Genomic DNA, 24519 nt, shown 5'->3' on the forward strand with positions numbered 1-24519 from the left:
CCGGAGGTGCATGGTGCTCCGGCAGCGGCACCGGGGGCAGCGGCGGAGGTTTTGGCGGCGGTGGCTTTGATGGCGGCGGGGGTGACGGCGGTGGCGGCGGAGGGGATTGAATAGCCGCGCCCTAAATGCACCGTCCCCGGAACAAACTTGTTCATTTTGGGCCGGCATCGCCGGGCCGCGCCCGACCTCCCCCCCGGGAGGGCGCTTCGCCCCCACCCGAGGTCGGGCACTGCCCTGTGTTGCATGCAGCTCATTCCGCCGCCTCCTTGGCCGCCACCTGCTCCGCCGCATCGGCGGCTTCGCGGCGCAGCTTGCGCACCAGTTCCAGCTCGGACTGGAAATCGACGTAATGGGGCAGCTTGATATGTTCGAGGAACCCGGTCGCCTGGATATTGTCCGAGTGGCTGAGGACGAATTCCTCGTCCTGCGCGGCGGCGCCGAAGTTATCCTCGCCCAGCTCCTTCCAGCGCAGCGCGCGATCCACCAGCGCCATGGCAATGCTCTTGCGCTCTGACTGGCCGAACACCAGACCATAGCCACGGGTGAACTGCGGCGGCACCGTCTTGGAGCCCTTGAACTGGTTCACCGTCTCGCATTCGGTCAGCTCCACCTCGCCGATCTCGATGGCAAAGCCCAGCTCGGGGATCTCCATCTCAACCGCCACGGTGCCGATGCGCAATTCGCCCACAAAGGCGTGGTTGCGTGCATAGCCACGCTGGGTGGAATAGGCCATGCCAAGGATGAACCCTTCGTCCCCGCGTGTCAGCGACTGCAGCCTGACCGATCGGTCAGCCGGAAACGCCATCGGCTCCCGCGTGAGGTCTCCGGGCTGAGCATCGGAAGCAGGCTCACGCTCGATAATGTCCTCGCCCTGCAGGAACTCGGTGATATGGGGTGTGGGTTCGGTCCGGGGCGTTGCAGCGGGGGCTTCCGGCACCTCGCCCTCAGCGGCCAGTTTGAAGTCCAAGAGGCGATGCGTATAGTCAAACGTCGGCCCCAGCACCTGCCCACCCGGCGCATCCTTGAAGGTCGCTGAAATGCGCCGATCGCAGGCCATGGCGCCGGTATCCACCGGCAGCGTATAGCCGAACCGCGGCAGGGTGGTTCGATAGGCGCGGATCAGGAAAATCGCCTCGATCAGATCACCGCGCGACTGTTTGATCGCCAGCGCCGCCAGATCGGGATCAAAGAGCGAACCTTCGGCCATCACCCGGTTCACCGCCAGCGCCAGCTGCTCGCGGATCTGCGCGAGGGAGAGTTCGGCGACCGAAGGTGCGCCGCGACGCTCCTCCGCCAGCCAGGCATGGGCGTTGTCAATGGCGCGCTCGCCGCCCTTTACTGCAACATACATGCCTCAGACCTCCGCACGGATCTGGGTCGAGCGCGGCAGCGCCGCCACCTGGGACCCAGAGGTGAAAAAGAAATCGACGCCCAGGGGGTAGAGCATCGCATTGCCCGCACAGGCCGCCGGATCCGGCAGCGCCATCCGCGCCGCGTCTTTGATGCCGGGGCCACTGAGGGTGGCATTGGGGGCCTCAAAGCCCGTGACCTCGACGATCAGGGTGGTCGAGCGGTCCGGGTATTCCGCCGTCCCGATAGGGAAACGGTCAAGTGGCATCAGGGCCTCCCAACCACCAAGCGCGAAATCCGCCTCTTCGGCCGCAACAAGGGGCGCGCCAGTATGAAAGGTCAGCCAGCCCCGCAGGGCCCCGCTGTCCACATCCGGCGCCAGAAAGACGCCTGTTTCGGGATCGCAAAGGGTCAGCAGCAGGCTGCCCGCCGCCTCAGAAATCCCTTTGGGCGGGGTGCCGCCCGTGATCTCTTGCACCGTGCCGGGGCGCGCCATGGCATTCATCGCCGCGCGAAAGGCATGGGCCGAAGCCACTGGCGGATTGGCGAACCCACCCGCGTAGACCGTGTTGTCCGTCATCTGGTTCATCAGTCCTCTCCCCGGACCATGGTGAAAAAATCGACCTTGGTCGCAGCGGCCTTTGACGCGCGCGCCTTTTTGGCAGCAGCGCGCTCTTGCTCAAGCGGCGCTAGGACCTTGGCCCGCAGGGCCTCCGCCGCCCCGGTCTGCATCAAGGCATCGATCTTGGCCGCCATTTCGGCCTTGGCCTTGGAGCGGCCCTGGACATAGCCGTGCCCGACGGTGCCATCGGCCAGCGACAGGGCGCAGCGGGTCACGGTCATCTCTCCGAGGTTGAAGGGCGCGCCGCTGCCGCCCATGCGGCCGCGCACCATGACGCCGCCCGCCTCGGGCGCACGCAGCCAGTCGAAGGCTGGCTCATGATCAAAGGCGCGCCAAAGTTCGGCAAGCCGGGAATCGTCAGCAGAGGCAAGCAGGCCCATCCAGGCCTTGCGATCCTCTGCGGAAATAGTGGTGTTCATCGTGTCAAAGCCTCTTGGCCGGGTTGTCTACATTTACTATACAACTAGACAAATCATAGGTGACTCGCCCATGGCGGCGCAAGCCAATCCTTGTGAAAGTTTGATGACATGGCCCGTACCCCGGTTTGGAAATCCATTGCCCATGCGCTGACCGACGACATCGCGCAGGGACGCTATGACACCGGCGACAAACTGCCGGCCGAGGCACAACTGGCGGCGCGTTTCGGGGTGAACCGCCATACCGTGCGCCGCGCCCTTGCCGAGATGGCCGCAGGGGGACTGGTGCACGCGCGGCGGGGGGCTGGTGTTTTTGTTGCTGCAAAGCCAACGGATTACCCGATCGGCAAACGGGTTCGCTTTCACCAGAACATCTCGAAAGGGGGGCGCATACCGGCCAAGCAGATCCTGACCACCGAAACCCGCGCCGCAGCAGCGGGCGAGGCCGCCGCACTAGGACTTGAACCGGGCGATGCGGTGCATGTCTATGACGGGTTGTCCCTGGCGGACGGGCAACCCGTTGCCCTGTTTCAAAGCATCTTCCCTGCAGACAGGTTCCCAAAAATGCTGGAGGCCCTGAAGGAAACGCAATCCGTCACCGCCGCCCTGAAATGCTGTGGCGTCGATGACTATACCCGCATCGAGACCCGCATCACGGCCCGGCAGGCCACGGCCACCCAGGCTCTGCACCTGCGCCTCCCCGAAGGCGCGCCGATCCTGCGCACCACCGGGATCAACGTCGATGCAGATGGCCAGCCCATTGAATACGGTCGCACCTGGTTTGCCGGTGATCGGGTGACCCTCACGGTCGGCGGCGAAGACTGACAAACCTCTCCCGCCCGTCGGAGGCCTTCTGGCGAAGCCCCCTCCCGTTGGGCCCGGCGCCGCGCTGTCGCGCGGCGGGTTCGTTCTCCCGCAACCCGTTCGCCAAATCCGGGTCAAGGGCCACGCATGTGGCCGTGCGAACGCACGGTTTACCCTTGAGGCGGATTTGGCGGACAGGACACTCGATATGGCGCATCAGGGCAGACCTGCCCCTGATGCGCCTCTCAGCAAGAAAAAAAGCGCCGCGCGACAGCGCCGCGCCGGGCCCAACCGGGAAGACGCATTTTTCAAATGCGGCGCCACGGGCGGGAGCAACCCCGCCACGGACACCCTGCGCACCTACTGCTTGGCGTTGAAGACAAACAGCGTCTCGCCGTTGATCTTATAGTCGTTGATCAGAGCCTTGGCCTTGTCCGACACCAGCCAGCCTTCCAGCTTCATGGCCAGATCGTTTTTCACGTGAGGGTGCTTTTCCGGGTTCACCGGCAGATAGGCGTATTGGTTGAACAGTACCGGATCACCCGAGAACAGAAGCGCCAGATCGCCCTTGTTGCCAAAGTTCAGCCAGCTGGCCCGGTCTGCCATGATATAGGCCTCCATCCCCGACGCCGTGTTGAGCGCCGCGCCCATGCCCGCGCCAACCGCGCGGTACCAATCGCCAAACGCTGCCGGATCCAGCCCGGCGGCGGTCCACAGGCTCAGCTCTTTCTTGTGGGTGCCACTGTCATCTCCGCGGCTGACGAACCGCGCCTCGGCGTCCGCGACCTTCTGCAGGGCATCAACTGCCGTTTCAGCCCCCGCGACACCGGCGTCATCCGATTTCGGCCCGATAAAGACGAAATCGTTGTACATGATCTCGCGGCGGTGGGTGCCATTGCCCCCGGCCAGGAACCGCTCTTCGGCCCTCTTCGAATGCACCAGTATCGCATCCACATCGCCCGCTTCACCCAGGCGGATCGCCTGGCCGGTGCCCACGACCAGAAGCTGCACATCCAGGTCCAGGTCCTTCTTGATCTCGGGCAACAGGATCTCAGCGAGGCCCGAGTTATGGAACGATGTGGTCACGGCCATCTTCATGTCCTCGGCGATCGAGGCAGTGGCCAGTACGGCGGCGGCAACAGCGCCAAACAACATATGTTTCATTCTACAATATCTCCTCTCAAGAAAGCTGCCCCTTGCGGGGTCTGGGGTCCGGCAAAAAACTCTGCCGCCGGGGAAAACTCGTGAATGCGGCCACCGATGACGAGGATCACCTCATCCGCCAGCCGCTGTGCCTGTCCCATATTGTGGGTGGACATGATGAGGCGTGTACCCGCGCGGGCCGCCTCGGCCAGGATCTCTTCAATCTCGCGTGTCGCCCGCCCATCGAGCGAAGCGCAGGGTTCATCAAGGAACAACACCTTCGGTTCGCGGATCAGAGCGCGGGCGAGGGCGAGTTTCTGACGCTCCCCGCCCGAAAGCAGCATGGCCTGACGCTCCAGCGCATCGCCCAGATTGATGCGGCGGGCCCAGTCTGCGGCACGCACGCGGGCCTCTTTACGGGGCACTCCGATCAGGCGCAGGGGATAGGCGATGTTCTCCACCACCGTGCGGCGCATCATCACCGGCGTCTGGAATACAAAGGCCTGACGCTTCTCCGCTTCTTCCCGCGCGCAAGCCCAGCGGAGGCTCCCCTCGTTCAAACGCACGATCCCGTGCAGCATCTTCAGGAGCGAGGTCTTGCCGGCGCCGTTCGGTCCGATAACGATCGTGGTGCCCTGCCCCTCAAGCCTCAGGTCCACGGGACCCACCAACACCTTGCCACGACGGCGGACGGTGGCCTGCTCGACAATCAAAGGAAACAGCTCTGTCACCAGCGCCCCCCGCGTTCGGTATGGCCGATCCAGTGGATCGCAAGGTTCACCGCGACGGCCATGCCGATCAGCACGAAGCCAAGACCCAGCGCCATGGCGAATTCGCCCTTGCCGGTCTCCAGCGCAATCGCCGTGGTCAGCACCCGTGTTGCGTGGTCGATATTGCCGCCCACCACCATGATGGCGCCGACCTCCCCGATGGCGCGACCAAATCCCGCCAGCGCCGCCGTCAGCAGCGCCCGACGCCCATCCCAGAGCAGGGCGCGGATGCGCTGACCTTGGGTGGTGTTCATCGAGATCAGCAGATCGTGATAATCGCTCCACAACTCGCGCAACGACTGATGCGCGATCGAGGCGATCAGCGGCACGATGATGATGACCTGCGCAATGATCATCGCCGTGGGCGTAAAAAGGAGACCGAAAACTCCGAACGGCCCCGCTCGCGACAGGAAAACATAGACAACCAGCCCTACCACCACCGGCGGTAGCCCCATCAGCGCGTTGAGAACGGCAATGGTCGCGCGCCGCAGACGGAACCGTCTGACGGCAAGCAGCGCAGCCAGCGGCAATGCGATGACCGAAGCGATCAGAAGCGCGGTCAAAGTGACCCTGAGAGAGCGCAGGGTGATTTCAACCAGATCGGGGTCCAGCAAGACCACCAGCCAGAACGCCTGGCTCAGCCCCTCCCACAGATCAGACATGGCGCTTGGTTTTCTCCCGGATGGCTTGGGGTTAACGGCTCTTTTCCCCTAGCTTCCCCAGTGTCAAAACACAGGAATGTTACCGGCGACAGAAAAAAATGCAGTCGGGCTTCAAAAAGGACAATTTGTCCACCATATAAGGTCAAGCACATGTATTGGCGGACAGAAAGGCGGGTGCCGTGGTTCGCCGTTCAGCGCTCTGGGGTCTCTCGTAGGCCAAAGCAGGCGCCCCAGGACCCGAGCGCGCCTTGTCCACCCTCTGTCATCCCGCCGACGCTTCGATCCATCGCAGGCTCAGCACCTTGATCACCTGCGGCCTTTTGGCCCCGCATCTTGCGCGCGCCATACGAACGTGAAAAAAGACCCACCCAGAGTGCCAGCACGGCGCGATTTCGAGGAAATGCCATGTTCGATCTGCAAACCATGCGCGATCAACTCGCCAGCACCTATGATCTGGCGCCCAATCCCGACCTGGCCGAACAGATGTCAGAGACCTACGCGCGCATGGATCGCGTGGTCAACCCGGTCGACTGGTCCCGCTATGCGCCTTACGTCGCTGCCATCAATGCACTCAAGAAAGAGCGCGGCGCGGTCATTCTGGCCCACAACTACATGACGCCCGAGATCTACCACGGTGTTTCGGACTTTGTCGGCGACAGCCTGCAGCTGGCGATCGAGGCCGCGCGGGTCGAGGCGGATGTGATCGTGCAATGCGGCGTGCACTTCATGGCCGAGACCTCCAAGATCCTGTCCCCCGAAAAGACCGTTCTGATGCCCGATATGGCTGCGGGCTGCTCGCTGGCCGAAAGCATCACCGCCGCAGGCGTCGAAGAGATGCGCCGCAAGTATCCCGGCGCGCCTGTCGTCACTTACGTGAACACCACCGCCGAGGTGAAGGCCGCCTCCGACATCTGCTGCACCTCTTCGAATGCCGCGCAGATCGTCGCCGCGATGGAGAGCGACACGGTCATCATGACGCCGGACAAATACCTGGCGCAGAATGTGGCCAATCAGGTGCCGCAGAAGACCATCGTCTGGTGGGACGGCGCCTGCGTCGTGCATGAGCAATACACCGCCAAGGACCTGCGCGAGTTCCGCGAATGGAACCCCGGCACCCGGCTAATCGCCCACCCCGAATGCCCGCCGGACGTGGTGGCCGAGGCAGACTTTTCCGGCTCCACCAGCGGCATCATCAAATACGTGACCGATGAAAAGCCCGAAAAGGCGATGCTGATCACCGAATGTTCGATGGCCTCGAACATCGCCGATGCCCTGCCCGAGGTGGAATTCGTCGGCCCCTGCAACATGTGCCCCTACATGAAGATGATCACGCTGGAGAAAATCCTGTGGTCGCTGCACACCATGTCCACGCCCGTCGAAGTCGATCCCAAGGTCGCCGACAAGGCCCGCCTTGCGGTGCAGCGGATGATCGACCTCAGCCAGAAACTGGGTGTCTGACCAGTGACAGCGGCCAGCACAGCGCCTGTTGAGACTGGCCGCATCGTCATTGTCGGTGCCGGTCTTGGCGCGCTTTATGCGGCGCTGGAACTGGCGCCGCGTCCGGTTCTGATGATCTCTCCCGAAACGCTCGGCCTGGGGGCGAGTTCAGCCTGGGCGCAGGGCGGTGTCGCCGCCGCCATGGACCAGAGCGACAGCCCCGAGGCCCATGCCGCCGACACTCAGGTGGCCGGTGCGGGCACCGTTGACCCAGAGGTCGCCGCCATGGTCACCCGCGTCGCGCGGGATCATATCCTCGACCTCACCGACCTTGGCACACCCTTTGACCGTGATGAGATGGGCAACTACGTGATGAGCCGCGAGGCCGCCCATTCCGCCGCCCGCGTGGTGCGCGTCAAGGGCGACCGGGCCGGGGCGCAGATCATGGAAACCCTGGTGGCCGCCGTGCGCGCCACGCCCTCGGTGCAGGTGCTGGAGAACACCCAGGCCGTGCGACTGGAGGTCGAAGGCGATACCGTCACCGGCGTCTGGATCGCCCGTGCCAATGCGCCTTCGGATCCTGTTCTGATTACCTGTCCGGGCGTTCTATTGGCCGGGGGTGGATCCGGCGGGCTTTATGCCCATACCACCAACCCGCCGCGCATCCGGGGGCAGGTCATCGGCCTTGCCGCCCGCGCGGGCGTTCGCATCGCCGATCCCGAATTCGTCCAATTCCACCCAACCGCCTTTGACATCGGGGAAGACCCGGCACCCTTGGCAACCGAGGCCCTGCGCGGCGATGGCGCGACTCTGTGGAACAACAAAGGTGAGCGTTTCATGCTGGCCGTCCACCCGGATGCCGAGCTTGCCCCGCGCGACATCGTGGCCCGCGCGATCTTTGCCGAAACCCAAGCCGGGCGCCGCCCGGTTCTGGACACGCGGCCGGCCCTTGGCGCCGAGGTCGCGACCCGGTTTCCCACCGTTGCCGAAACCTGCGCCCGCGCCGGGATCGACCCTGTTGCGCAGCCAATTCCCGTCGCCGTCGCCGCCCATTACCACATGGGCGGGGTGGACACCGACATGCACGGGCGCGCCAGCCTGAACCACCTCTGGGTCTGCGGCGAGGTCTCCTCGACCGGGCTGCATGGCGCCAACCGGCTGGCCTCAAACGGGCTGCTGGAGGCGCTGGTCTATGCCCGCACCGCAGCTGCCGACATGAAGGATCTGGCCCAGACCGGCGACATGTCGGAGGTCACGATCCGTTTTGCCCCGGATGGTCACGAAACCGATCCCGCAGTGGTGCAGACCCTGCGCGAGACCATGACCGCCCATGTCGGCGTGCGCCGCACCGAAGAGGGGCTGAAGACGGCGCTCACCACCATCGCGCGGCTTGAGGCGGACAACGCCGAGGATGAGCCCTTCGTCAACATGTGCGCCACCGCCACCCTGATCGCCGCCGCCGCCCTGATGCGCCGCGAAAGCCGGGGCGGGCATTACCGCGATGACTTCCCCGAGGCCGACCCCTCGCTGGCCCACCGCACCCATATCACCCTGACCGAGGCTCTTGCCCTGCGCGACCGAATCGTGGGCGAGGCCACAAAGGAGCCCGCATGAGCACCGCCTTTGCCACCCTGCCCGACCTGATCCTGGACCCCATGGTGCGCGCCGCCCTGCACGAGGATCTGGGTCAGAACGGCGACATCACCACCCGCGCGGTGATCCCGGCCGATGTGACCTACTCCGCCCGGCTGAACGCCCGTCAGGAAGGCGTGGTTTCTGGGATGCAGATCGCCCGGATCGCCTTTCATCTGGTGGATGCGGGGCTGAAGGTGGAAACCCTGCTGCCCGATGGCACTGCCTGCAAACCGGGCGACACATTGATGACCATCGAAGGCTCCGCCGCCTCGATCCTGTCGGGGGAGCGGGTGGCGCTGAATTTCGCGGGCCGCCTGACTGGGATCGCAACACTGACCCATTGTTTCGTGCGCGAAACATCTGGCACGAACACCCGCATAACCTGCACCCGCAAGACCACGCCAGGCCTGCGCATCGCCGAAAAGCAGGCCGTCCTGCATGGCGGCGGTTACAACCACCGCTTTGGCCTGTCGGACGCGATCCTGATCAAGGACAACCATATAGCCGCCGCGGGCGGCATCACTGCCGTGCTGGAGGCCGCAAAGGCCAGCGTCAGCCATATGATGAAGGTGGAGATCGAGGTCGACACCCTGTCCCAGCTCGAAGAGGTGCTGAAGACCGGCGGCGCCGATGTGGTGCTGCTCGACAACATGGACACGCCCACCTTGGCGGAGGCCGTCAAGATGGCGCGCGGCCATCTGGTGACCGAGGCGTCGGGCAACATGAAGCTGGAGCGGATCGCCGAGGTCGCCGCCACCGGGGTCGATTACATCTCCTCCGGGGCGCTGACCCATTCCGCGCCGACGCTGGATCTGGGTCTCGATTTCTGACCGCAGATTACAGGCAGCCGCGCGGCACGGTCTCGGACCATTCCCTGACCAGCACCGGCTCTGACGCGCCGCCCTCATAGGCGTGGATGCGGCGCCAGAGGTAGAAGTTTTCCTGATCGCAGGTCATCCGGTTTTCCGTATCGATGGCCACTTGCCAATTACCCCGCGCAAAGGTGAAGCGCCAGTCGGATTTGAAGGTCGCAGTCGCGGGATCATCGGGTTGGATCGCGTAGTGCATCGACACGTGGCTGCCCACCTGCATCCCGTTGTGCGGGTTCACCGCCTCGCCGTAGTCGTCGAATGTATCGAGCACCAGCGTACCATCCGCGAGCGTCTTCGTCTCAGAGGTACCGGATGGGTCGCGCAACTGCCTGCCCCCCAGCGTCGGATAGGGCTGCGCAGGCCCGGGGGCCTCGGGCGGGATTTCTTCGCTCACCTTTCGCTCAGGCAGGATCAGGGCGCAGCCTGCCAGATCCAGCGTGATCTCTGCCGCCTCGGGTGCGGGCCAGACGATGGGCCAGTACGAGGTCGAGAGCGCCAGCCGCAACATATGACCGACCCGCAGTGCATGGGCGCATTCGTTCAAGGGGAACTCCACCTCGTAGCGTTGCCCCGGCACCAGCGGCTCTGGCGCGTCATGACCGTTCAGATGCGTCAGGTTGAAGGGGCGGAAACTGATCCGCTGCGAGGATCCATCCGGGGCCACATCGCACAGGCGCCCGACGATCTGCGCCACGGGACGGTCCACGGTGAAGGCGATGCGGACGCGGGGGCGGCCCAGCAGCTGCAGTTCGTCTTCAAGCGGAGCCATATCGAAGCAGGTCGAAAGCGCATCATCCCCCGCCTGATCGCCGGGCAGCTCATTGTCAATCCGCATGCCCGGGCAGAAATAGCCCCCCGCCTGTCCAAGGGTTGCGGGGTTCGAAACCCTACATTCCCCGCTGCCTGCAGTATCTGTCAGGCTGCCTGTCGAAAGATAAACCACCCGTTCGCTGATATTGGGCGAGGGCCAGTTCTGCTCGGCCACCCAGGTCCCTTTGCGAGGTTTGTTTTCCTTGGTGGGGCCGAAGTGTTCCTGCATGTAGACGCGGTAGTCCGGCAGCGCCTCGGCGCCGGTCTCCTCGCCCTTCAGCCAGTGATCGAACCAGCGCAGCACCTCGCCATGGAAATCCGCCGGATCGAGTTTCGAGATATGTGCATAGCGGTGCTCCCAAGGCCCCATCAGTGCCTTGGTGGGCGCAGTGAGGTTTCCCGCCAGCATGGCGGGCGTGTTGAGATAGGCATCGGCCCAGCCGGTGATCGCCAAAACCGGCGCGGTGATCGCCGACCAATCCTCGCAGACCGAACCGTGCTTCCAGAAGTCATCGCGGGCGGGGTGGCGCAGCCAGTCGGCAGACATGAAGGGCAGCTTCTCGATCCGCTCGAGCCATGCGTCGCGCCAGTCGGGGCGCAGCTCGGGATCGAGTGGCCGGGTCATATAGGCGAACATCTGGCTGCCCCAGTTGGCATTGTCGCTCAAAAGGCAGCCGCCCATGTAGTGGATGTCATCGGCATAGCGGTCGGCGGTGGAGGCGACCGAGACCACGGCCTGCAATTCCGGCGGGCGGCGGTAGGCCAGTTGCAACCCGTTGAACCCGCCCCAGGAAATGCCGATCATCCCGACCTTTCCACTGCTCCAGGGCTGCGCGGCGATCCATTTCAGAACCGCCTCGCCATCGCTCAGCTCCTGTTCGGAGTATTCATCGTCAAACAGCCCCTCGCTGTCGCCGCTGCCCGCGATATCGACCCGGATGCAGGCATACCCCTTGGAAGCAAAGACGGTGTGGGTGGTCTCGTCGCGCGGTGCGGTGCCGTCGCGCTTGCGGTAGGGCAGGTATTCCAGAATCGCCGGGAACGGTCCCTCCCCTTCGGGCAGCCAGATGCGCGCCGCCAGACGCCGCCCGTCGGGCATGGGAATCCAGGTGTTTTCAATGAGGGTAAAGGGCGCGCGCATCATGGTCTTCCAATGTCAGAGTCTATGGCGCCAGCCTGCCCCCACGCGCCCCTATTTGGCAAGCTTGGGCGCGGATTTATCGAGCGCCAGCTCGGCATCCGAGAACTTCCACGGCCCGCGCACGCCCGGCACGCCTTCGGGAGAAATCTGCATGCCGCGATGCTGGATCTGCGGATCGTCAAAGGCCTGACCTATGGTGTTGATCGGCCCGGCGGGCACTGTCGCGGCCTCCAGTGCCTTCAGAAGATCAGCCTGTGTCCACTGCATCAGCGCTGCCTCGAGAATTGCGGTCAGATCGGTGCGGTTGGCGACGCGGGACTGGTTGGTCAGGAACCGCGCATCCACCTTGAGGTCCGGCAGATCCAGCACATCGCACAGGCGCTGGAATTGGCCGTCATTGCCCACAGCCAGAATGATATGCCCATCCTGAACTGCCATCACCTGATAGGGCGCGATATTGGGATGGTCGTTGCCAAGGCGCACCGGGCTGGTACCGGTGGCCAGATAGTTCATCGCCTGGTTCGCAAGCATCGCCGTTGCGCAGTCCAGAAGGGACATATCCAGATGCTGCCCCCGCCCCGTCGTGTGGCGCTGCTCCACCGCCGCCAGAATGCCGATGGTGCCATAAAGCCCGGTCACGATATCGGTGATGGCGACGCCCACTTTTTGCGGCTGGCCTTCGGGGTCACCAGTGATCGACATCAGCCCCGACATGCCCTGCAAGAGAAAGTCATAGCCCGCACGGGCCGCATAGGGGCCGTCCTGACCAAAGCCCGTGACCGAGCAATAGATCAGCCGCGGGTTCACCTCTTTCAGGCTGTCGTAGTCCAGCCCGTATTTTTTAAGACCACCGACCTTGAAATTCTCGATCAGGATATCGGCATCCTTGATCAGGTCGAGCACGGTCTGGCGCCCCTCCGGGGTGCGAAAATCAGCCGTCACGCAATCCTTGCCGCGATTGGCCGCATAGTAGTAGGCCGCCGTCTTGTCGCCGTCCCGTTCGATGAAGGGAGGACCCCAGTGGCGGGTATCATCGCCTGCCTCGGCTTCGACCTTGATCACCTCGGCGCCCAGATCCGCCAGCGACTGGCCAATCCAGGGACCGGCGAGAATACGGGCGAGTTCAACCACTTTGAGGCCTGAAAGCGGGGTCATGGCGGCTCCTGTTCTTGACGCTGTATCGCTTATGTAGCCCAGCCTCCTAAGGGCAGCAATCTTTGATCAAATTCAGGCGGGTCAGGGGCCTATTTGCCCTTGATCCGAACCGTGAAACTGGTGCGCGCGCCTGGGGGCGGCGGCGGGAAGGGCGCGGCACGGCGCACCTGCGCCACGGCGATCTCATCCAGCCGGGCGGAGCCGGAACTGCGGGCGAGAGACACCCCTGCGAGGCCACCGCCAGGGCCGATACGAAAAGCCACCATCGCCTCGCCGCGCACATTTGCACGCCGTTTGGCCCGCTGGATCCGCCGCATGACGAGGCCCGGATAATTGCTGGCCGCCGCATTGCCCTGCGCCTTGGCCGTTCCGCCCTCGGTGCGCGCTTGCCCCCCCGGTTTCGCCGCCCGGCCTTCGGACACCCCCCGCGTGGCATCGGTATCGCTGTTGCCGCGCGGTTTCGTCGGCGCGTCCTGCCGTTTCGTGACGCGTTCGACCGGCTGTTCGGGCTGTGGTTTCGGCGGCGCTTTCGCAGGCTCCAGTTGGGGTGTCGGCCGCGTGACCGGCTTCAGCGAAACGGTGACCTCGGGCGCCTGCGGAGTTGGCTCCAGCGCGGGTTCGACAGGCTTGGCTGCGGCGGTTTCCTGCACGGGCACAGGATCAGCCCGGTCGGGGTCTGGCCTGTCCGGACGCTCAGCAGCAGGCACCTCTGCCGCTTGTGTCTCCTGTGGCGCTGCCGCGTGCCTGGGAGGGTCTGCGGGCTTTTGCGGGGTCGCTTCGGCCACCGGCTGCAGGATCTCGATACCCGGTGTCAGCGGCACAGTCGCGATCGGAGCGCGGGCCTGCTGCACCTGCGGCTGAGCAGGTTGCACGGGGTCAGCCGCTACGGGAGGTCGAGCCGTCGGCTGCGGTGCCTCCTGCATCTCTTGTGGTGGCTCGGGCGTTTCCACCCCCATTGCAAGACTGGCAAAGGAGGTCCCCTCTGCCGCAAGTGTGGTCTGGCCGCCCGCGATTTCAACATCATTGCCGTCGGTCAGGAATACGGCGCTGGCGTGCACTGCGGCCGCCGCAGCCAAGGCTGCAAGAGCCACAAGGCGAGAAGTTGGAACGCGGCTCATTTCAAGGCTCTTTCCGACACGAGGATGACCCGTTCTGCCCCTGCCGCGCGCAGGGCATTGCCGAGCTTCACAAGATCCCGCGCGGGCAAGTCACGATCCGGCACCACGCGCAGGGCCGCGCGGGCCTCTTCCGGCAGGGCCGAGATATACGCAGCGGCATCACTCACTTCTTCACCCCGAAAGCTGAGCCGCCCGTCCTTGTGGATCATCAGCGTATCCGGCGGGGCAACCCCCTCAAGGTCTGCAGTACGGACCAGCCGGATCTCACGGTCCAGGGGCGGCGCCAGCGTGCCCGCGATCATGAAGAAGACCAGCATCAGAAAAACGATGTTGATCAGCGCAATGGTCGGCTCACGCTCGGATTGTATCTTTTGCCGGATCTGCATCAGCCCAGCACCACGGTTTGCAGCCCTTCAACCTGACGCAAGGCCGTCAGCAGATCGACCAGTCGCTGCGCGCTGGCGGTCTCATCGGGGCTGATCAGTACAAGATGGCCGCCGCCATCCTGTGGTTGCAGGCGCACCAGATCGGCGATGCGTGCAAGGTCGGCCTGCTGACCGTTCAGGGTCACCTCCTCGGCACCCAAGGTAACAAAGAGCTTCTGCCGCTCCTGCACATTGGTCCCCTTGCCCGCCGCCATCAATTCGACCTCTCCGAACTTCGAAAAGGTCGAGGTCAGCATGAAGAACAGCAAGAGCAGAAAGATCACATCGATGAGCGAGGTCATCGACAGCCGCCTGCGCGCCTGCGGTCGCAGTTTAACCGCCATGGTGCACCCGCTCCGGGTCAGCCGCCAGTTCCACGGGGCAGAACAGGATCCGCAAGGCACGGTTGGCAAAGACCCGCTCCTGCTGCATGCGCGCGGTCAGCCAGCTCAGCACCAGCGAGGTGGGCATCGCCACCGCCAGACCGGCCGCTGTTGTCAAAAGCGCGACCCAGATACCGCCGGCCAGCAGCGCCGGATCAACCGAAGAGCCAGCGGACTGCAGCTTCTGAAAGGCCTCGATCATGCCGATCACAGTGCCAAAAAGCCCCATCAAGGGCGCCAGTTGCGAGACCATATCCAATGCACCCAGTCCACGTTCGAGCCGGGCAAAGCAATCCTCGGCCTCGGCATCGGCGCGGGCAGACAGGGCGTCGGTTTGGACCGGCTCTCCGTCCGCAGACAGCGCTGTGCGAAAGACCGGCGCAAGATAGGATCTGCTGCTTTCCAGATGCCGCAGCGCCATCGTCCGGTCCCCGTGATCCCAGGCCGTGACCGCAGCCGCCAGATGCGCATGGCGACCCACGCTTGCCGCGCGGTACTGCCAGATCTTGTAAAGCACCAGCGCAGCCGTCAGCACCGAGACAACAAGCAGCACAAGGACCACCGGACCGCCAAGATCCAGCACCCGGTTCAGCCCATCGGTCAGAAGGGTCATCCGATCAACTCCTGATCCGTACGGCTGTTCAGTCTCAGATCGCGGCTGCAGCTGCCCTCGGGCAGCGCTTCGCCCGTGCAGGTGGTGGCGCCGTTGACAAGGATACGGCTGATCCCCGTGCAAGCCCGCGCGAACTGGAACTGACGAACCCGCACCCGCCCCGCGGGCAGATCCTGAAAATCCAGCAGTGTCAGACGCGCGACCTGACCGTTTTCATCAAAGAGGACCGTTTCATAGACCGCCTGAGCGATGTCCCGCGCATGCCCGTTCCAGGCCACGAAGGACAGCAGGCAGGCGTCGCCCACCTGCTCTGCCGCGCTGAGTTCGATGGAAACCGCAGGTGCGGCAGCAGAATCATCGGCCAGCGCTGCCCCCCCCAGCCCCGACAGCATCACGGCTGCCGGGGCCACCCATTTCATGTTCGGACGTATCATGGAAATCCTCCTTGATGTCGGGGTTGTCAGAAGGTCTTGGCCAGGGTCAGTTTCACGTTTCGTCCAGCGGCCTTCTCGGTTGCGAGGTTCGCCTGATAGGTTCGATCAAAGGCGTTCTCGATGCCAAGGCGCACCTCTGCGCCCTCCAGGACGCCGCTTTGTGGACGATAGGTCGCGCGCAGATTGCTGATCCCGTAGCCGCCGTGGTTGCGGTTGCCGTTTTCGGCGATGACCTGCTCCCAGCTGATGTCCCAGGCGCGGTTGAACCGCTTGCCCACCGTCAGACGCGCGGAATTCGCCGGAGCGTTGCTCCACTCAACATCTGCGCCGGAGGTATTGGTCGCCTCATAGTCCCCGTAGGCTGCGTTCAGGTCGAAATAGAGGCCGCTGTCCATGGCATAGGTCAGCTCCAGCTCGGCACCCTGGCTGTCCACGGTGTTGATGCCGGAATAGGAGGTCACATCCCACAGGTCGGTCACAAAGATATTGAGCTTGGCCTGAAGGGAATCACCGTCCGCAAACACGTCACCTGCCGCATAGGACGCACCGACCTCAAAGGTCTTCGACTTTTCCGGCTGAGTCATATAGGTGGCGTTGTTCAGATCGTCGAGGATAGGCAGGCTTTCGGTATAGGCCGCGCTGGCAAAGACAGAAAAGCCCGAGGCAAACTCGTAGCGCGCCGAAATGCCGCCCATCAGCGCCGAGTTATCATACTCATCGCCCGCATAGGTCGCAGCGCCCTTGATGGTCTGATCTTCCCAGCGCAGGGCGGGCGTGATCGTCCAGTTGTTGCCGAGATCAATGTCATCCACCAGGAAGAGAGCGAACCGCTCATCCGTGCCGCCCGGAACGGAAACGGCGCCCGAGGTCGGGCTGACCTGGCTTTCCAGGCGGTCCTTCCGGATCCACTCCACACCGACACGCATGGTGTGCGAGACCGCTCCGGTGCGGAAGAACATGGCATTTCTGACGGTCAGCTTGTCGATCGTGTAGTCGTGGTCACCCTCGAGCAGGTAGTCGGCAAATCCGCCCGGATTTGTCGGTTCGCTTTCGATATAAATATCGGAATAGGAATACTGCACCGAGAGATCGACCAGATCGTTGCCGACCGGGTTGTATTCATACTTCAGCGTGGCGACTTCGGATTCGGTATGCCGGTTCACGTTGCCGAAGTTGACCACATTGAAGGCGTCATAGGGCGCGTCGAACTCGTCCGTCGCGGTCTTTTGGTAGGCGAATGTCAGGCCGTGTTCATTTGCATCGCCAAAGGTGTACCTGACCTTGGCCAGTCCCGAGTATGGCTCGGTCGCCGAGTAGGTCACCACATTGCCATCGCCATCCTTGTAGGCGTCGGTGTCGCGCTTGGTGTAGTTCAGCAGGACCTCGAAATTCTCCATCGGCTGCCAGGCGATGATCGATGAGCTGTGATAGCCTTCGCCATTGGAAGAATAGCCAAGCGTCTGGCGGAACCGCAGGCCAATCTCGCCGCCGGTAAAGTCGGAGGCATCCTTGGTCTCGAACTGCACGACCCCGCCGACGATGCCTGATCCGAACTCGAAACTGCCCACCGTGCCCCGGATCACCGACACGCTCTTGTACAGCGAGGGATCGGTAAACAGCTGAGTGCCGATGCGATAGATCTCTTCCGATCCGGTCGTGGCGCCGTCGATGACAATCGCGACCTTCTGGTCCGTGCCATAGGTGCCATTGGCCCCAAAGCCGCGGATGTTGATGCCCGACCCTTCGGGGCGCGACCCGTTCACCAGCGCCACGCCGGGCACCGAATCGATCAGCTCCGCCACCGTACCGGCCTGGCGGTCATCGATTTCTTCCTGGTTGATCACGGTCACCGGGACCGCTGTGCCGACCTGCACTTCGCGCTTGCCCTGAGTGAGTTCGACTGTGCCGAGGAAATCTTCTCCCTGCGGCTCTGCCTGTAGTTCCTGCGCCTGTGCGCCCATGCCCATGCACAGCCCCAGAACCGACACGGTCCCCAAGAGCCGCATTCCAATACGGTCTTTGCCCATCACATTTCCCTTCGCATCTTTTCGTCTTTTGAACCGAAGGCTTGCGCGGGGCTGGCACGGTATTTCCGAGTGTAATCAGGCGAAAATCAAATTTCCGCTTGAGCCTGATAGTAAAGCTGATAAAAACAGTCAACATAAATTCAACCGAGCTGCTCAGACAGCCGCCAGCGTGTCTTGCCAGTCGGCAAACACAGCCAGCCCTTTCGCACAGACCACCCAGATCGCCTTTGAAAGGGCCAGACATGACCACATCAACTTCTGTCAGCGCAGAGGCAATCCGCGCCGCGCGCGCCGAACATGCAGAGCTGCGCGACCGTGATTTCGCCACCAAGTTCAATATCACCGAAGCTCAGCTTGTGGCCGCTTACTGCGGCGCGGGCGTGACGCGGATCACGGCGGATCCGAATACGGTGTTTCCCCGCCTTGCAGACCTGGGCGAGGTGATGGCCCTGACCCGCAACGACTCCTGCGTGATCGAAAAGGTCGGCACCTACAGCCACTACCACAGCGGCGAACATGCCTGCATGGTGCTGACCCCGGAAATCGACCTGCGCCTGTTCCCCCGCCATTTTGCTCATGCCTTTGCGGTGGAGCGTGAGGGCAAAAGGGGTACCAGCCGGTCCATCCAGTTCTTCGATGCTGCGGGTGATGCGGTCCACAAGGTCCACCTGCGCGAAACCTCGAACCTCGACGCCTGGAGCGCACTTATTGCGGATCTCGCCCTTGAGGATCAGTCCGACGCGCTTGCGGTTGTTGCCCGCACGCCGCCCGAAGGCGCAAAAGCAGACCCGGAAAAGGCTGAGACCCTGCGCCGCGAATGGGCCGAGATGACCGATACCCATCAGTTCATGCGCCTGTGCTCGAAACTGAAGATGAACCGCCTCGGCGCATATCGTATCGTGGGTGAACCCTTTGCCCGCCCACTGGGCACCGACACCCTGAACAGCATGCTGGATGCCGTGCGCGATCAGGAGGTCGAAGTGATGATTTTCGTCGGCAACAAGGGCTGCATCGAGATCCACGGCGGACCAGTTCGGCACCTGCGTGAAATGGGTCCCTGGCAGAACATTCTCGATCCCGGCTTCGATCTGCACCTGCGCCTTGATCACGTGGCCGAGGTCTGGGCAGTCAACAAGCCGACCAAACGCGGCGATGCCATCTCCTATGAGGCCTTTGATGCCGATGGGACCATCATCTTTCAGGTCTTTGGCCGCCGGACCGATGAAAACGACAGCCGCCCTGCGTGGAACGCGATCATGTCTTCCCTGCCCTCGCTTGAGGCCGAAGCCCCCGGAGAGGTGGAGACAGCATGATGGGCTTTATCTCCAACCTGACAAGGGGACTTTCCCTTGCCTTCCTGGCCGGGTCATTGGCCGCAGCCACACCAGCGGAACGGATCGTCAGTGTCGGCGGTTCTGTCACGGAAATCGTCTATGCCCTGGGCGAAGGTCACCGTCTGGTGGCGCGCGACAGCACCTCCAGCTATCCACCGCAGGCCGAAGCGCTGCCGAATGTGGGGTACGCCCGTGCTCTGTCGCCCGAAGGAGTGCTCTCGGTTGATCCGGACCTGATCATCGCCAGCAGCGGCGCCGGTCCACTAGAGACGCTTGAGGTGCTGAAACAGGCCAATGTCGGCTACACCGAAGTTGCCGAAGTCTATTCGGCGGATGGGGTGATCCAGAAAATCGAAACCGTAGCCGCCGCTCTTGGCGCCGAGGAAAAGGCGCGCGCACTGCTGGAAGACATCACGCCCCGGCTCGAAGCCGCACAGGCGCAGGCGGCCGAACTGTCCGGTGATGCTCCGGTTCGGGTTCTCTTCATCCTCTCGACCCAGGGCGGGCGAATCATGGCAGGCGGACGCGGAACGGCGGCAGACGGCATCATCCGCATGGCGGGCGGCGTCAACGCGGTGGACAGTTTCGAGGGTTACAAGCCCATGACCGACGAGGCGGTCTCGGCCACGGCGCCCGATGTGATCCTGGCCATGGACCGGGGCGGCGATCATGGCGTGGCGATGGAGCAACTTGTCAGCCTGCCTGCGCTGATCCCCACCCCGGCGGCGCAAAAAGGGCGGCTGGTACGCATGGACGGGCTGTCGCTCTTGGGGTTCGGCCCGCGCACGGCTGAAACCATCCAAACCCTTTCGCGTGCCTTTTACGAAGGGCACTCGAAATGAGCCTGGCCGCCGACACCCATCAGGGAAGCGCAGACCCGGCTCGGGGCGGGTCCACCGGGGCGCCGGTGGACCGCCGACATCAGGCAAGGCGCCTGACGCTGGTGCTGGCGGCTCTATTGCTGGTGACCTCTGCCACCTCTTTGACCTTCGGGGCGGCGGGCACCTCGGTCTGGTCGGCGCTTGGCGATCTTGTTGCGGGGCGCGAGCTGTCGCAGCTGGACCGGATCATTCTCTTTGACATCCGCCTGCCGCGCCTGTGCCTCGGTATTCTTGTGGGCGCTGCACTGGCAGTTTCTGGCGCCGTCATGCAGGGGCTGTTCCGCAATCCGCTGGCCGATCCCGGCATCGTCGGCGTCAGCGCCGGAGCAGGGTTGGCCGCAATCACCGCCATCGTTCTGGGCAGCCTGCTGCCCGTCGCCTTGCGCGACACGCTTGGCAACGGGTTGGTGCCCATTGCAGCTTTCTTTGGTGGCTGGGGCTCGACCCTGATTCTGTACCGGACCGCCACGCGCGGCGGGCAGACATCGGTTGCAACCATGCTGCTGGCAGGCATTGCCCTTGGCGCGCTGGCCGGAGCGCTGTCTGGCATCCTTGTCTACATGGCCGATGACAACCAGCTGCGCGACCTGACCTTCTGGGGCATGGGCTCGCTGGCAGGCGCCACCTGGACCAAGGTCTTCGCCGCCCTGCCGGTGATCGCGCTGGCCCTGTGCACCGCGCCGTTTCTGGCGCGCGGCCTCAACGGTCTGGCACTCGGAGAGGCCGCCGCCGGCCACATCGGCATCCCGGTGCAGCGGGTGAAGAACATCGCCATCATGGCCGTCGCCGGGGCCACCGGCGCTGCCGTTGCCGTGTCGGGCGGGATCGGTTTCATCGGCATCGTAGTGCCGCATCTGTTGCGGCTGGCCACCGGGCCGGATCACCATCCCCTTTTGCCCAATGCGGCCCTTTTGGGGGCGACTCTCCTCTTGGCCGCCGACATGGTCGCGCGGGTCATCATCGCCCCAGCGGAACTCCCCATCGGCATCGTCACCGCCGTTCTTGGTGCGCCGGTCTTCCTGTGGATCCTGCTAAAGCGGCGCGCAGGCCTTGGTCTTTGATTGGACAGAACATGAAAGCCTTCGACATCACCGTAAAGCTGGGACAGCGCACCATCCTGCACGGGGTGGATTTCACTGCCGAACCGGGCCGCGTCACCGCCATCGTCGGCCCGAACGGATCGGGCAAGACCACGCTCTTGCGCGCCATGACCGGAGAGATCGCCCACGCGGGCCGGGTGCTGCTGAACGGCATGGACACGGCCAGGCTCAAACCCTGGGAGCTGGCCGCGATCCGCGCGGTGCAGCCGCAAAGCACCACGATCGCCTTCCCCTTTACCGTGCTCGAAATCGTGCGCCTTGGCCTCAGCGCCGGTCTGTCGGCGGGAAAGACAGACCTGCCGCTGCGCGCGCTTGAGGCGGTGGATCTGGGCGGTTTTGCAGGACGCTACTATCAGGATCTTTCGGGCGGAGAGCAGCAGCGCGTGCAACTGGCCCGCGTGCTGACCCAGGTGTGGGAGCCGGTGGTAAAGGGCGTCCCCCGCTGGCTGATCCTCGATGAACCCGTCGCCAGCCTCGATATCGGGCACCAGTTCACGGTGATGGATCTGGCGCGGCGCTATGCGGCGGCGGGCGGCGGCGTGGTGGCGGTGATGCACGATCTGAACCTCACCGCGATGTTCGCCGATCAGGTGGTGCTGATGCAGGCAGGTCGCATCGCCGCTGCGGGCAACCCGGCAGAGGTGCTGACCGACCGCACCCTGGCCGAGGTCTATGGCTGCCCGGTGCCGGTCAACACCACCCCGCCGGGCGGTATGCCCTTCCTTCTGCCACAGGCACGACAGGCTGCGGCCTGCGGCTGAAACCAGCTGCAGGGGAGGCCCGTCAGACCGAGACGCCCTCCAGCAACGCGTCACGCTCCACCTCGCCCTTGCGGCCCTCCAGCACCACCTCGCCCCGGCGCAGCACCACGAAACGGTCGGCCAGCTCATAGGCGAAGTCAAAGAACTGCTCGACCAGGATGATCGCCATGTCCCCCTGCTGACGCAGCAGCTTGATGACTTCGCCGATCTGCTTGATGATATTAGGCTGGATGCCTTCGGTCGGCTCATCCAGCACCAGGAGTTTCGGCTTCGTGATCAAGGCCCGGGCGATGGCCAGCTGCTGCTGCTGCCCGCCCGACAGGTCGCCACCGCGCCGGGCGAGGAAGTCCTTCAGGATCGGGAACAGATCAAAGATGTGATCGGGGATGTAATGCTCTTCCTTCGGCAGGCAGGCAAAGCCGGTCTCAAGGTTCTCCTTCACCGTCAAGAGCGGGAAGATATCGCGCCCCTGCGGCACATAGGCGATGCCTGCGCGCGCCAGTTGGTGCGCGGGGACGACACCGATTTCCTGTCCGTCGAACCGCATGGTTCCGCCCGATCGCGGATGGGTGCCGGTCACCGCCTTCATCAAGCTGGTCTTGCCGACGCCATTGCAGCCCATAACGCAGGTGACTTCGCCCAGATCCGCCTGCATGGAAATCCCGTTCAGAATGCGGCTGCGGCCATAGTGGAGGGTGATATCTTTCAGATCCAGCATCGCTCAGCGCCCCAGGTAAACATCGATGACTTCGGGATCGGCCGTCACATGATCCAGACCGCCCTCGGCCAAAACCGCGCCTTCATGCAGCACCGTGACCTTGCAGTTGAGGCGGCGCACGAACTCCATATCGTGTTCGACGACGACAACCGCGCGGGTCTTGGCGGCCTCGACCAGCAGGTCCGTGGTGTGTTCGCGCTCCTCGGGCGTCATGCCCGCCGCCGGTTCATCCACCAAGAGAAGCCGCGGCTCCTGTGCCAGAAGCATGCCGATCTCCAGCCATTGTTTCTGACCGTGGCTCAGCTCTCCGGCGATGCGGTCCAGCTGGTCCGACAGGCCCACCTCTGCCGCCAGCTCCTCCACCCGCGCATCATCCGCGCTTGAGGCACGAAACAGCAGCACCGCGATCACCCAGCGGTCCTTTTTCAGGGCCATCATCAGGTTGTCGCGCACGGTCTGATCCTCGAACACGGTTGGTTTCTGGAACTTGCGCCCGATCCCCTGCCGCGCGATCTGCGCCTCGTCCATGTCCAGGAGTGACACGGATTTCTCCCCCCAGATCACCCGGCCTTCGTCCGGTTTTGTTTTGCCGGTGACAATATCCATGAAGGTGGTCTTGCCCGCGCCATTGGGCCCGATCACCGCGCGCAGCTCGGCCTCGGCGATCTGGAACGACAGGTTGTTGATCGCCTTGAACCCGTCAAAGCTGACGGAAACGCCGGAGACTTCCAGAAGCGTGCTCATGTGCGGTCCTTTCGCTGCAAGAGATCAAATAGCCCGCCGATGCCCTTGGGGGCGAAGAGCGTCACGAGGACGAAGGAGAGGCCCAGGATCACCTGCCACCAGTCCACCCATTTGATGGTGTAGAACCCCAGCGGGATGTCAGGCGCCTGACCGCCGGTGAACCAGGTGGAGACCAGCGAGACAAAGGCCGCGCCGATCACCGCGCCATAAAGCCGCCCGCGCCCGCCGATAGCGACCCAAACCGCCAGATAGATCGAGGCAACCGGCGCCATTTCCGCCGGGTTGATAATGCCCGCCTGCGGATAATAAAGCGCGCCGGCGATGGCCGCGATACAGGCCGTCAGTGTGAACACCGCCAACTTGAAGGTCTCCACCGGGTAGCCAAGGAAGCGCACGCGGGCTTCGTTGTCGCGGATGCCTTGGATGACCGATCCGAACTTGCCCGACACCACCCAGGCCGCCAGCATGTATCCAAGGCCCAAGGCAAGGGCCGAGGCCCAGAAGAACCACATCGACACCTCTGCCTGCGGTGCCTCAACCCCCGGCAGATTCTGCAGCCCCGACAGCCCGTTGTTGCCGCGCAGGCCGGAATCGTTCTGGAACAGATAAAGCGCCAGCGCCAGCGTCATCGCCTGCGTCAGGATCGACAGGTAGACGCCCGTCACCCGGCTGCGGAAGGCCAGCCAGCCGAACACCGCCGCCAGCACGCCCGGCACCAGCACCACCAGCATCAGTTGCAGCACCAGACTGTCGGCGAACATCCAGACCACCGGGAATTCGCTGCTGCCCACCACGCCGAAGATCTGGCTGCCGATGCCATCGACCACCTCTGCCTCGGTCGGGGGGATGTCGCCCTGCGCCAGCGCCTCGGTGACGATCAGGCGGGTGCGTTCGTACATCAGCCACATGCCGATCATATAGCCGCCAAGGCCGAAAAAGGCGAAATGGCCCAGCGACAGGATGCCCGTGTAGCCCCAGATCAGGTCCATCGCGATGGCGATCAGGCACAGGCACAGCGTCTTGCCCAGTGTTTTCACAAAACTCGTCGGGATCAGCCCCGCGCCCGGACCTTCAGCCAGCAGTGTCACCACAAGGGTGAACAGCGCGAGGATCGCCAGAAAGACCAGCACAGAGGGGTTCTTTGCAATGAATGACTGCCGCATG

At 63.9% G+C, this 24519-nt stretch carries 25 protein-coding genes; 8 read left to right on the top strand and 17 right to left on the bottom strand.

Going from position 1 to position 24519, the window contains the following annotated elements; all coding sequences use genetic code 11:
* Positions 1-250: 250 nt before the first annotated feature.
* Genes AADA15_RS07050 through phnG form a run of 3 tightly spaced genes read right to left on the bottom strand, consistent with a single transcriptional unit; the run spans position 251 to position 2391 of the window.
* The gene (locus AADA15_RS07050; RefSeq protein WP_341640834.1) at positions 251-1351 is read right to left on the bottom strand and encodes a carbon-phosphorus lyase complex subunit; all 1101 of its coding nucleotides are present in this window, start codon (positions 1349-1351) and stop codon (positions 251-253) included.
* Positions 1352-1354: 3 nt separating this feature from the next.
* A complete protein-coding gene (phnH, locus tag AADA15_RS07055) occupies positions 1355-1939 on the bottom strand; it encodes a phosphonate C-P lyase system protein PhnH (protein ID WP_341640835.1) in 585 nt (194 codons plus the stop codon).
* Positions 1939-2391 carry a phosphonate C-P lyase system protein PhnG gene (gene phnG / locus AADA15_RS07060; protein WP_341640836.1) on the bottom strand — a complete coding sequence of 151 codons (453 nt, stop codon included), beginning with the start codon at positions 2389-2391 and terminating at the stop codon, positions 1939-1941. The genes phnH and phnG overlap by 1 nt, the downstream gene beginning before the upstream one ends.
* 108 nt (positions 2392-2499) lie before the next feature.
* Between phnG and phnF the strand changes: the two genes are divergently transcribed.
* Positions 2500-3213, top strand: a complete 714-nt coding sequence (gene phnF, locus AADA15_RS07065) for a phosphonate metabolism transcriptional regulator PhnF (protein WP_341640837.1) — start codon at positions 2500-2502, stop codon at positions 3211-3213.
* Positions 3214-3552: 339 nt separating this feature from the next.
* Here the strand turns inward: phnF and AADA15_RS07070 are convergent, their stop codons facing one another.
* From AADA15_RS07070 to AADA15_RS07080, 3 genes are read right to left on the bottom strand one after another with little or no spacing between them, the layout of a single operon-like run.
* Positions 3553-4356 carry an ABC transporter substrate-binding protein gene (locus AADA15_RS07070; protein WP_341640838.1) on the bottom strand — a complete coding sequence of 268 codons (804 nt, stop codon included), beginning with the start codon at positions 4354-4356 and terminating at the stop codon, positions 3553-3555.
* Positions 4353-5066 (bottom strand): ATP-binding cassette domain-containing protein, encoded by a 714-nt coding sequence (locus AADA15_RS07075; RefSeq protein ID WP_341640839.1) that lies wholly within the window; start codon positions 5064-5066, stop codon positions 4353-4355. Before AADA15_RS07075 ends, AADA15_RS07070 begins: the two co-directional genes overlap by 4 nt.
* Positions 5063-5767, bottom strand: coding sequence for an ABC transporter permease (locus AADA15_RS07080; protein WP_341640840.1), 705 nt, complete (start codon positions 5765-5767; stop codon positions 5063-5065). Before AADA15_RS07080 ends, AADA15_RS07075 begins: the two co-directional genes overlap by 4 nt.
* 405 nt (positions 5768-6172) lie before the next feature.
* On the opposite strand from AADA15_RS07080, the gene nadA reads away from it, so the two are divergent.
* From nadA to nadC, 3 genes are read left to right on the top strand one after another with little or no spacing between them, the layout of a single operon-like run.
* Entirely contained in the window at positions 6173-7225 is a 1053-nt protein-coding gene (gene nadA, locus AADA15_RS07085; RefSeq protein ID WP_341640841.1) for a quinolinate synthase NadA, read from the top strand.
* A gap of 3 nt (positions 7226-7228) precedes the next feature.
* Complete coding sequence (locus AADA15_RS07090; protein WP_341640842.1) at positions 7229-8818, top strand: L-aspartate oxidase; 1590 nt, start codon at positions 7229-7231, stop codon at positions 8816-8818.
* Positions 8815-9669 carry a carboxylating nicotinate-nucleotide diphosphorylase gene (gene nadC, locus AADA15_RS07095; RefSeq protein ID WP_341640843.1) on the top strand — a complete coding sequence of 285 codons (855 nt, stop codon included), beginning with the start codon at positions 8815-8817 and terminating at the stop codon, positions 9667-9669. The genes AADA15_RS07090 and nadC overlap by 4 nt, the downstream gene beginning before the upstream one ends.
* Before the next feature lie 7 nt (positions 9670-9676).
* Here nadC and AADA15_RS07100 read toward each other — a convergent pair whose 3' ends face one another.
* The 8 genes from AADA15_RS07100 to AADA15_RS07135 form a co-directional block, all read right to left on the bottom strand.
* Complete coding sequence (locus tag AADA15_RS07100) at positions 9677-11662, bottom strand: CocE/NonD family hydrolase (RefSeq protein WP_341640844.1); 1986 nt, start codon at positions 11660-11662, stop codon at positions 9677-9679.
* A 51-nt stretch (positions 11663-11713) separates the two neighbouring features.
* Positions 11714-12817, bottom strand: a complete 1104-nt coding sequence (locus AADA15_RS07105; RefSeq protein ID WP_341640845.1) for a CaiB/BaiF CoA transferase family protein — start codon at positions 12815-12817, stop codon at positions 11714-11716.
* Positions 12818-12906: 89 nt separating this feature from the next.
* Positions 12907-13935: an energy transducer TonB gene (locus AADA15_RS07110; protein WP_341640846.1), complete on the bottom strand. Its 1029-nt coding sequence runs from the start codon at positions 13933-13935 to the stop codon at positions 12907-12909.
* Positions 13932-14321 (bottom strand): ExbD/TolR family protein, encoded by a 390-nt coding sequence (locus AADA15_RS07115; protein WP_341640847.1) that lies wholly within the window; start codon positions 14319-14321, stop codon positions 13932-13934. Before AADA15_RS07115 ends, AADA15_RS07110 begins: the two co-directional genes overlap by 4 nt.
* Positions 14321-14704 (bottom strand): ExbD/TolR family protein, encoded by a 384-nt coding sequence (locus tag AADA15_RS07120; RefSeq protein WP_341640848.1) that lies wholly within the window; start codon positions 14702-14704, stop codon positions 14321-14323. Before AADA15_RS07120 ends, AADA15_RS07115 begins: the two co-directional genes overlap by 1 nt.
* Positions 14694-15356: a MotA/TolQ/ExbB proton channel family protein gene (locus tag AADA15_RS07125; protein ID WP_341640849.1), complete on the bottom strand. Its 663-nt coding sequence runs from the start codon at positions 15354-15356 to the stop codon at positions 14694-14696. Before AADA15_RS07125 ends, AADA15_RS07120 begins: the two co-directional genes overlap by 11 nt.
* Positions 15353-15790 (bottom strand): hypothetical protein, encoded by a 438-nt coding sequence (locus tag AADA15_RS07130; protein ID WP_341640850.1) that lies wholly within the window; start codon positions 15788-15790, stop codon positions 15353-15355. The genes AADA15_RS07125 and AADA15_RS07130 overlap by 4 nt, the downstream gene beginning before the upstream one ends.
* 26 nt (positions 15791-15816) lie before the next feature.
* Positions 15817-17817: a TonB-dependent receptor domain-containing protein gene (locus AADA15_RS07135; protein ID WP_341640851.1), complete on the bottom strand. Its 2001-nt coding sequence runs from the start codon at positions 17815-17817 to the stop codon at positions 15817-15819.
* A gap of 242 nt (positions 17818-18059) precedes the next feature.
* On the opposite strand from AADA15_RS07135, the gene AADA15_RS07140 reads away from it, so the two are divergent.
* Genes AADA15_RS07140 through AADA15_RS07155 form a run of 4 tightly spaced genes read left to right on the top strand, consistent with a single transcriptional unit; the run spans position 18060 to position 21893 of the window.
* Entirely contained in the window at positions 18060-19130 is a 1071-nt protein-coding gene (locus AADA15_RS07140; protein ID WP_341640852.1) for a hemin-degrading factor, read from the top strand.
* Complete coding sequence (locus tag AADA15_RS07145; protein WP_437343178.1) at positions 19127-19993, top strand: heme/hemin ABC transporter substrate-binding protein; 867 nt, start codon at positions 19127-19129, stop codon at positions 19991-19993. The genes AADA15_RS07140 and AADA15_RS07145 overlap by 4 nt, the downstream gene beginning before the upstream one ends.
* Positions 19990-21093, top strand: coding sequence for a FecCD family ABC transporter permease (locus AADA15_RS07150; RefSeq protein WP_341640853.1), 1104 nt, complete (start codon positions 19990-19992; stop codon positions 21091-21093). Before AADA15_RS07145 ends, AADA15_RS07150 begins: the two co-directional genes overlap by 4 nt.
* 11 nt (positions 21094-21104) lie before the next feature.
* Positions 21105-21893, top strand: coding sequence for a heme ABC transporter ATP-binding protein (locus AADA15_RS07155; RefSeq protein ID WP_341640854.1), 789 nt, complete (start codon positions 21105-21107; stop codon positions 21891-21893).
* A gap of 22 nt (positions 21894-21915) precedes the next feature.
* Here the strand turns inward: AADA15_RS07155 and urtE are convergent, their stop codons facing one another.
* The 3 genes from urtE to urtC are packed head-to-tail and all read right to left on the bottom strand — an operon-like array spanning position 21916 to position 24518.
* On the bottom strand, positions 21916-22611 hold the full coding sequence (gene urtE, locus AADA15_RS07160; protein ID WP_341640855.1) for an urea ABC transporter ATP-binding subunit UrtE: 696 nt from the start codon (positions 22609-22611) through the stop codon (positions 21916-21918).
* A gap of 3 nt (positions 22612-22614) precedes the next feature.
* The gene (urtD, locus tag AADA15_RS07165) at positions 22615-23355 is read right to left on the bottom strand and encodes an urea ABC transporter ATP-binding protein UrtD (protein WP_341640856.1); all 741 of its coding nucleotides are present in this window, start codon (positions 23353-23355) and stop codon (positions 22615-22617) included.
* The gene (urtC, locus tag AADA15_RS07170; protein ID WP_341640857.1) at positions 23352-24518 is read right to left on the bottom strand and encodes an urea ABC transporter permease subunit UrtC; all 1167 of its coding nucleotides are present in this window, start codon (positions 24516-24518) and stop codon (positions 23352-23354) included. The genes urtD and urtC overlap by 4 nt, the downstream gene beginning before the upstream one ends.
* Between the last annotated feature and the right edge of the window lies 1 nt (position 24519).

Source organism: Phycobacter sedimenti (assembly GCF_038148855.1).
GTDB lineage: Bacteria > Pseudomonadota > Alphaproteobacteria > Rhodobacterales > Rhodobacteraceae > Phycobacter > Phycobacter sedimenti.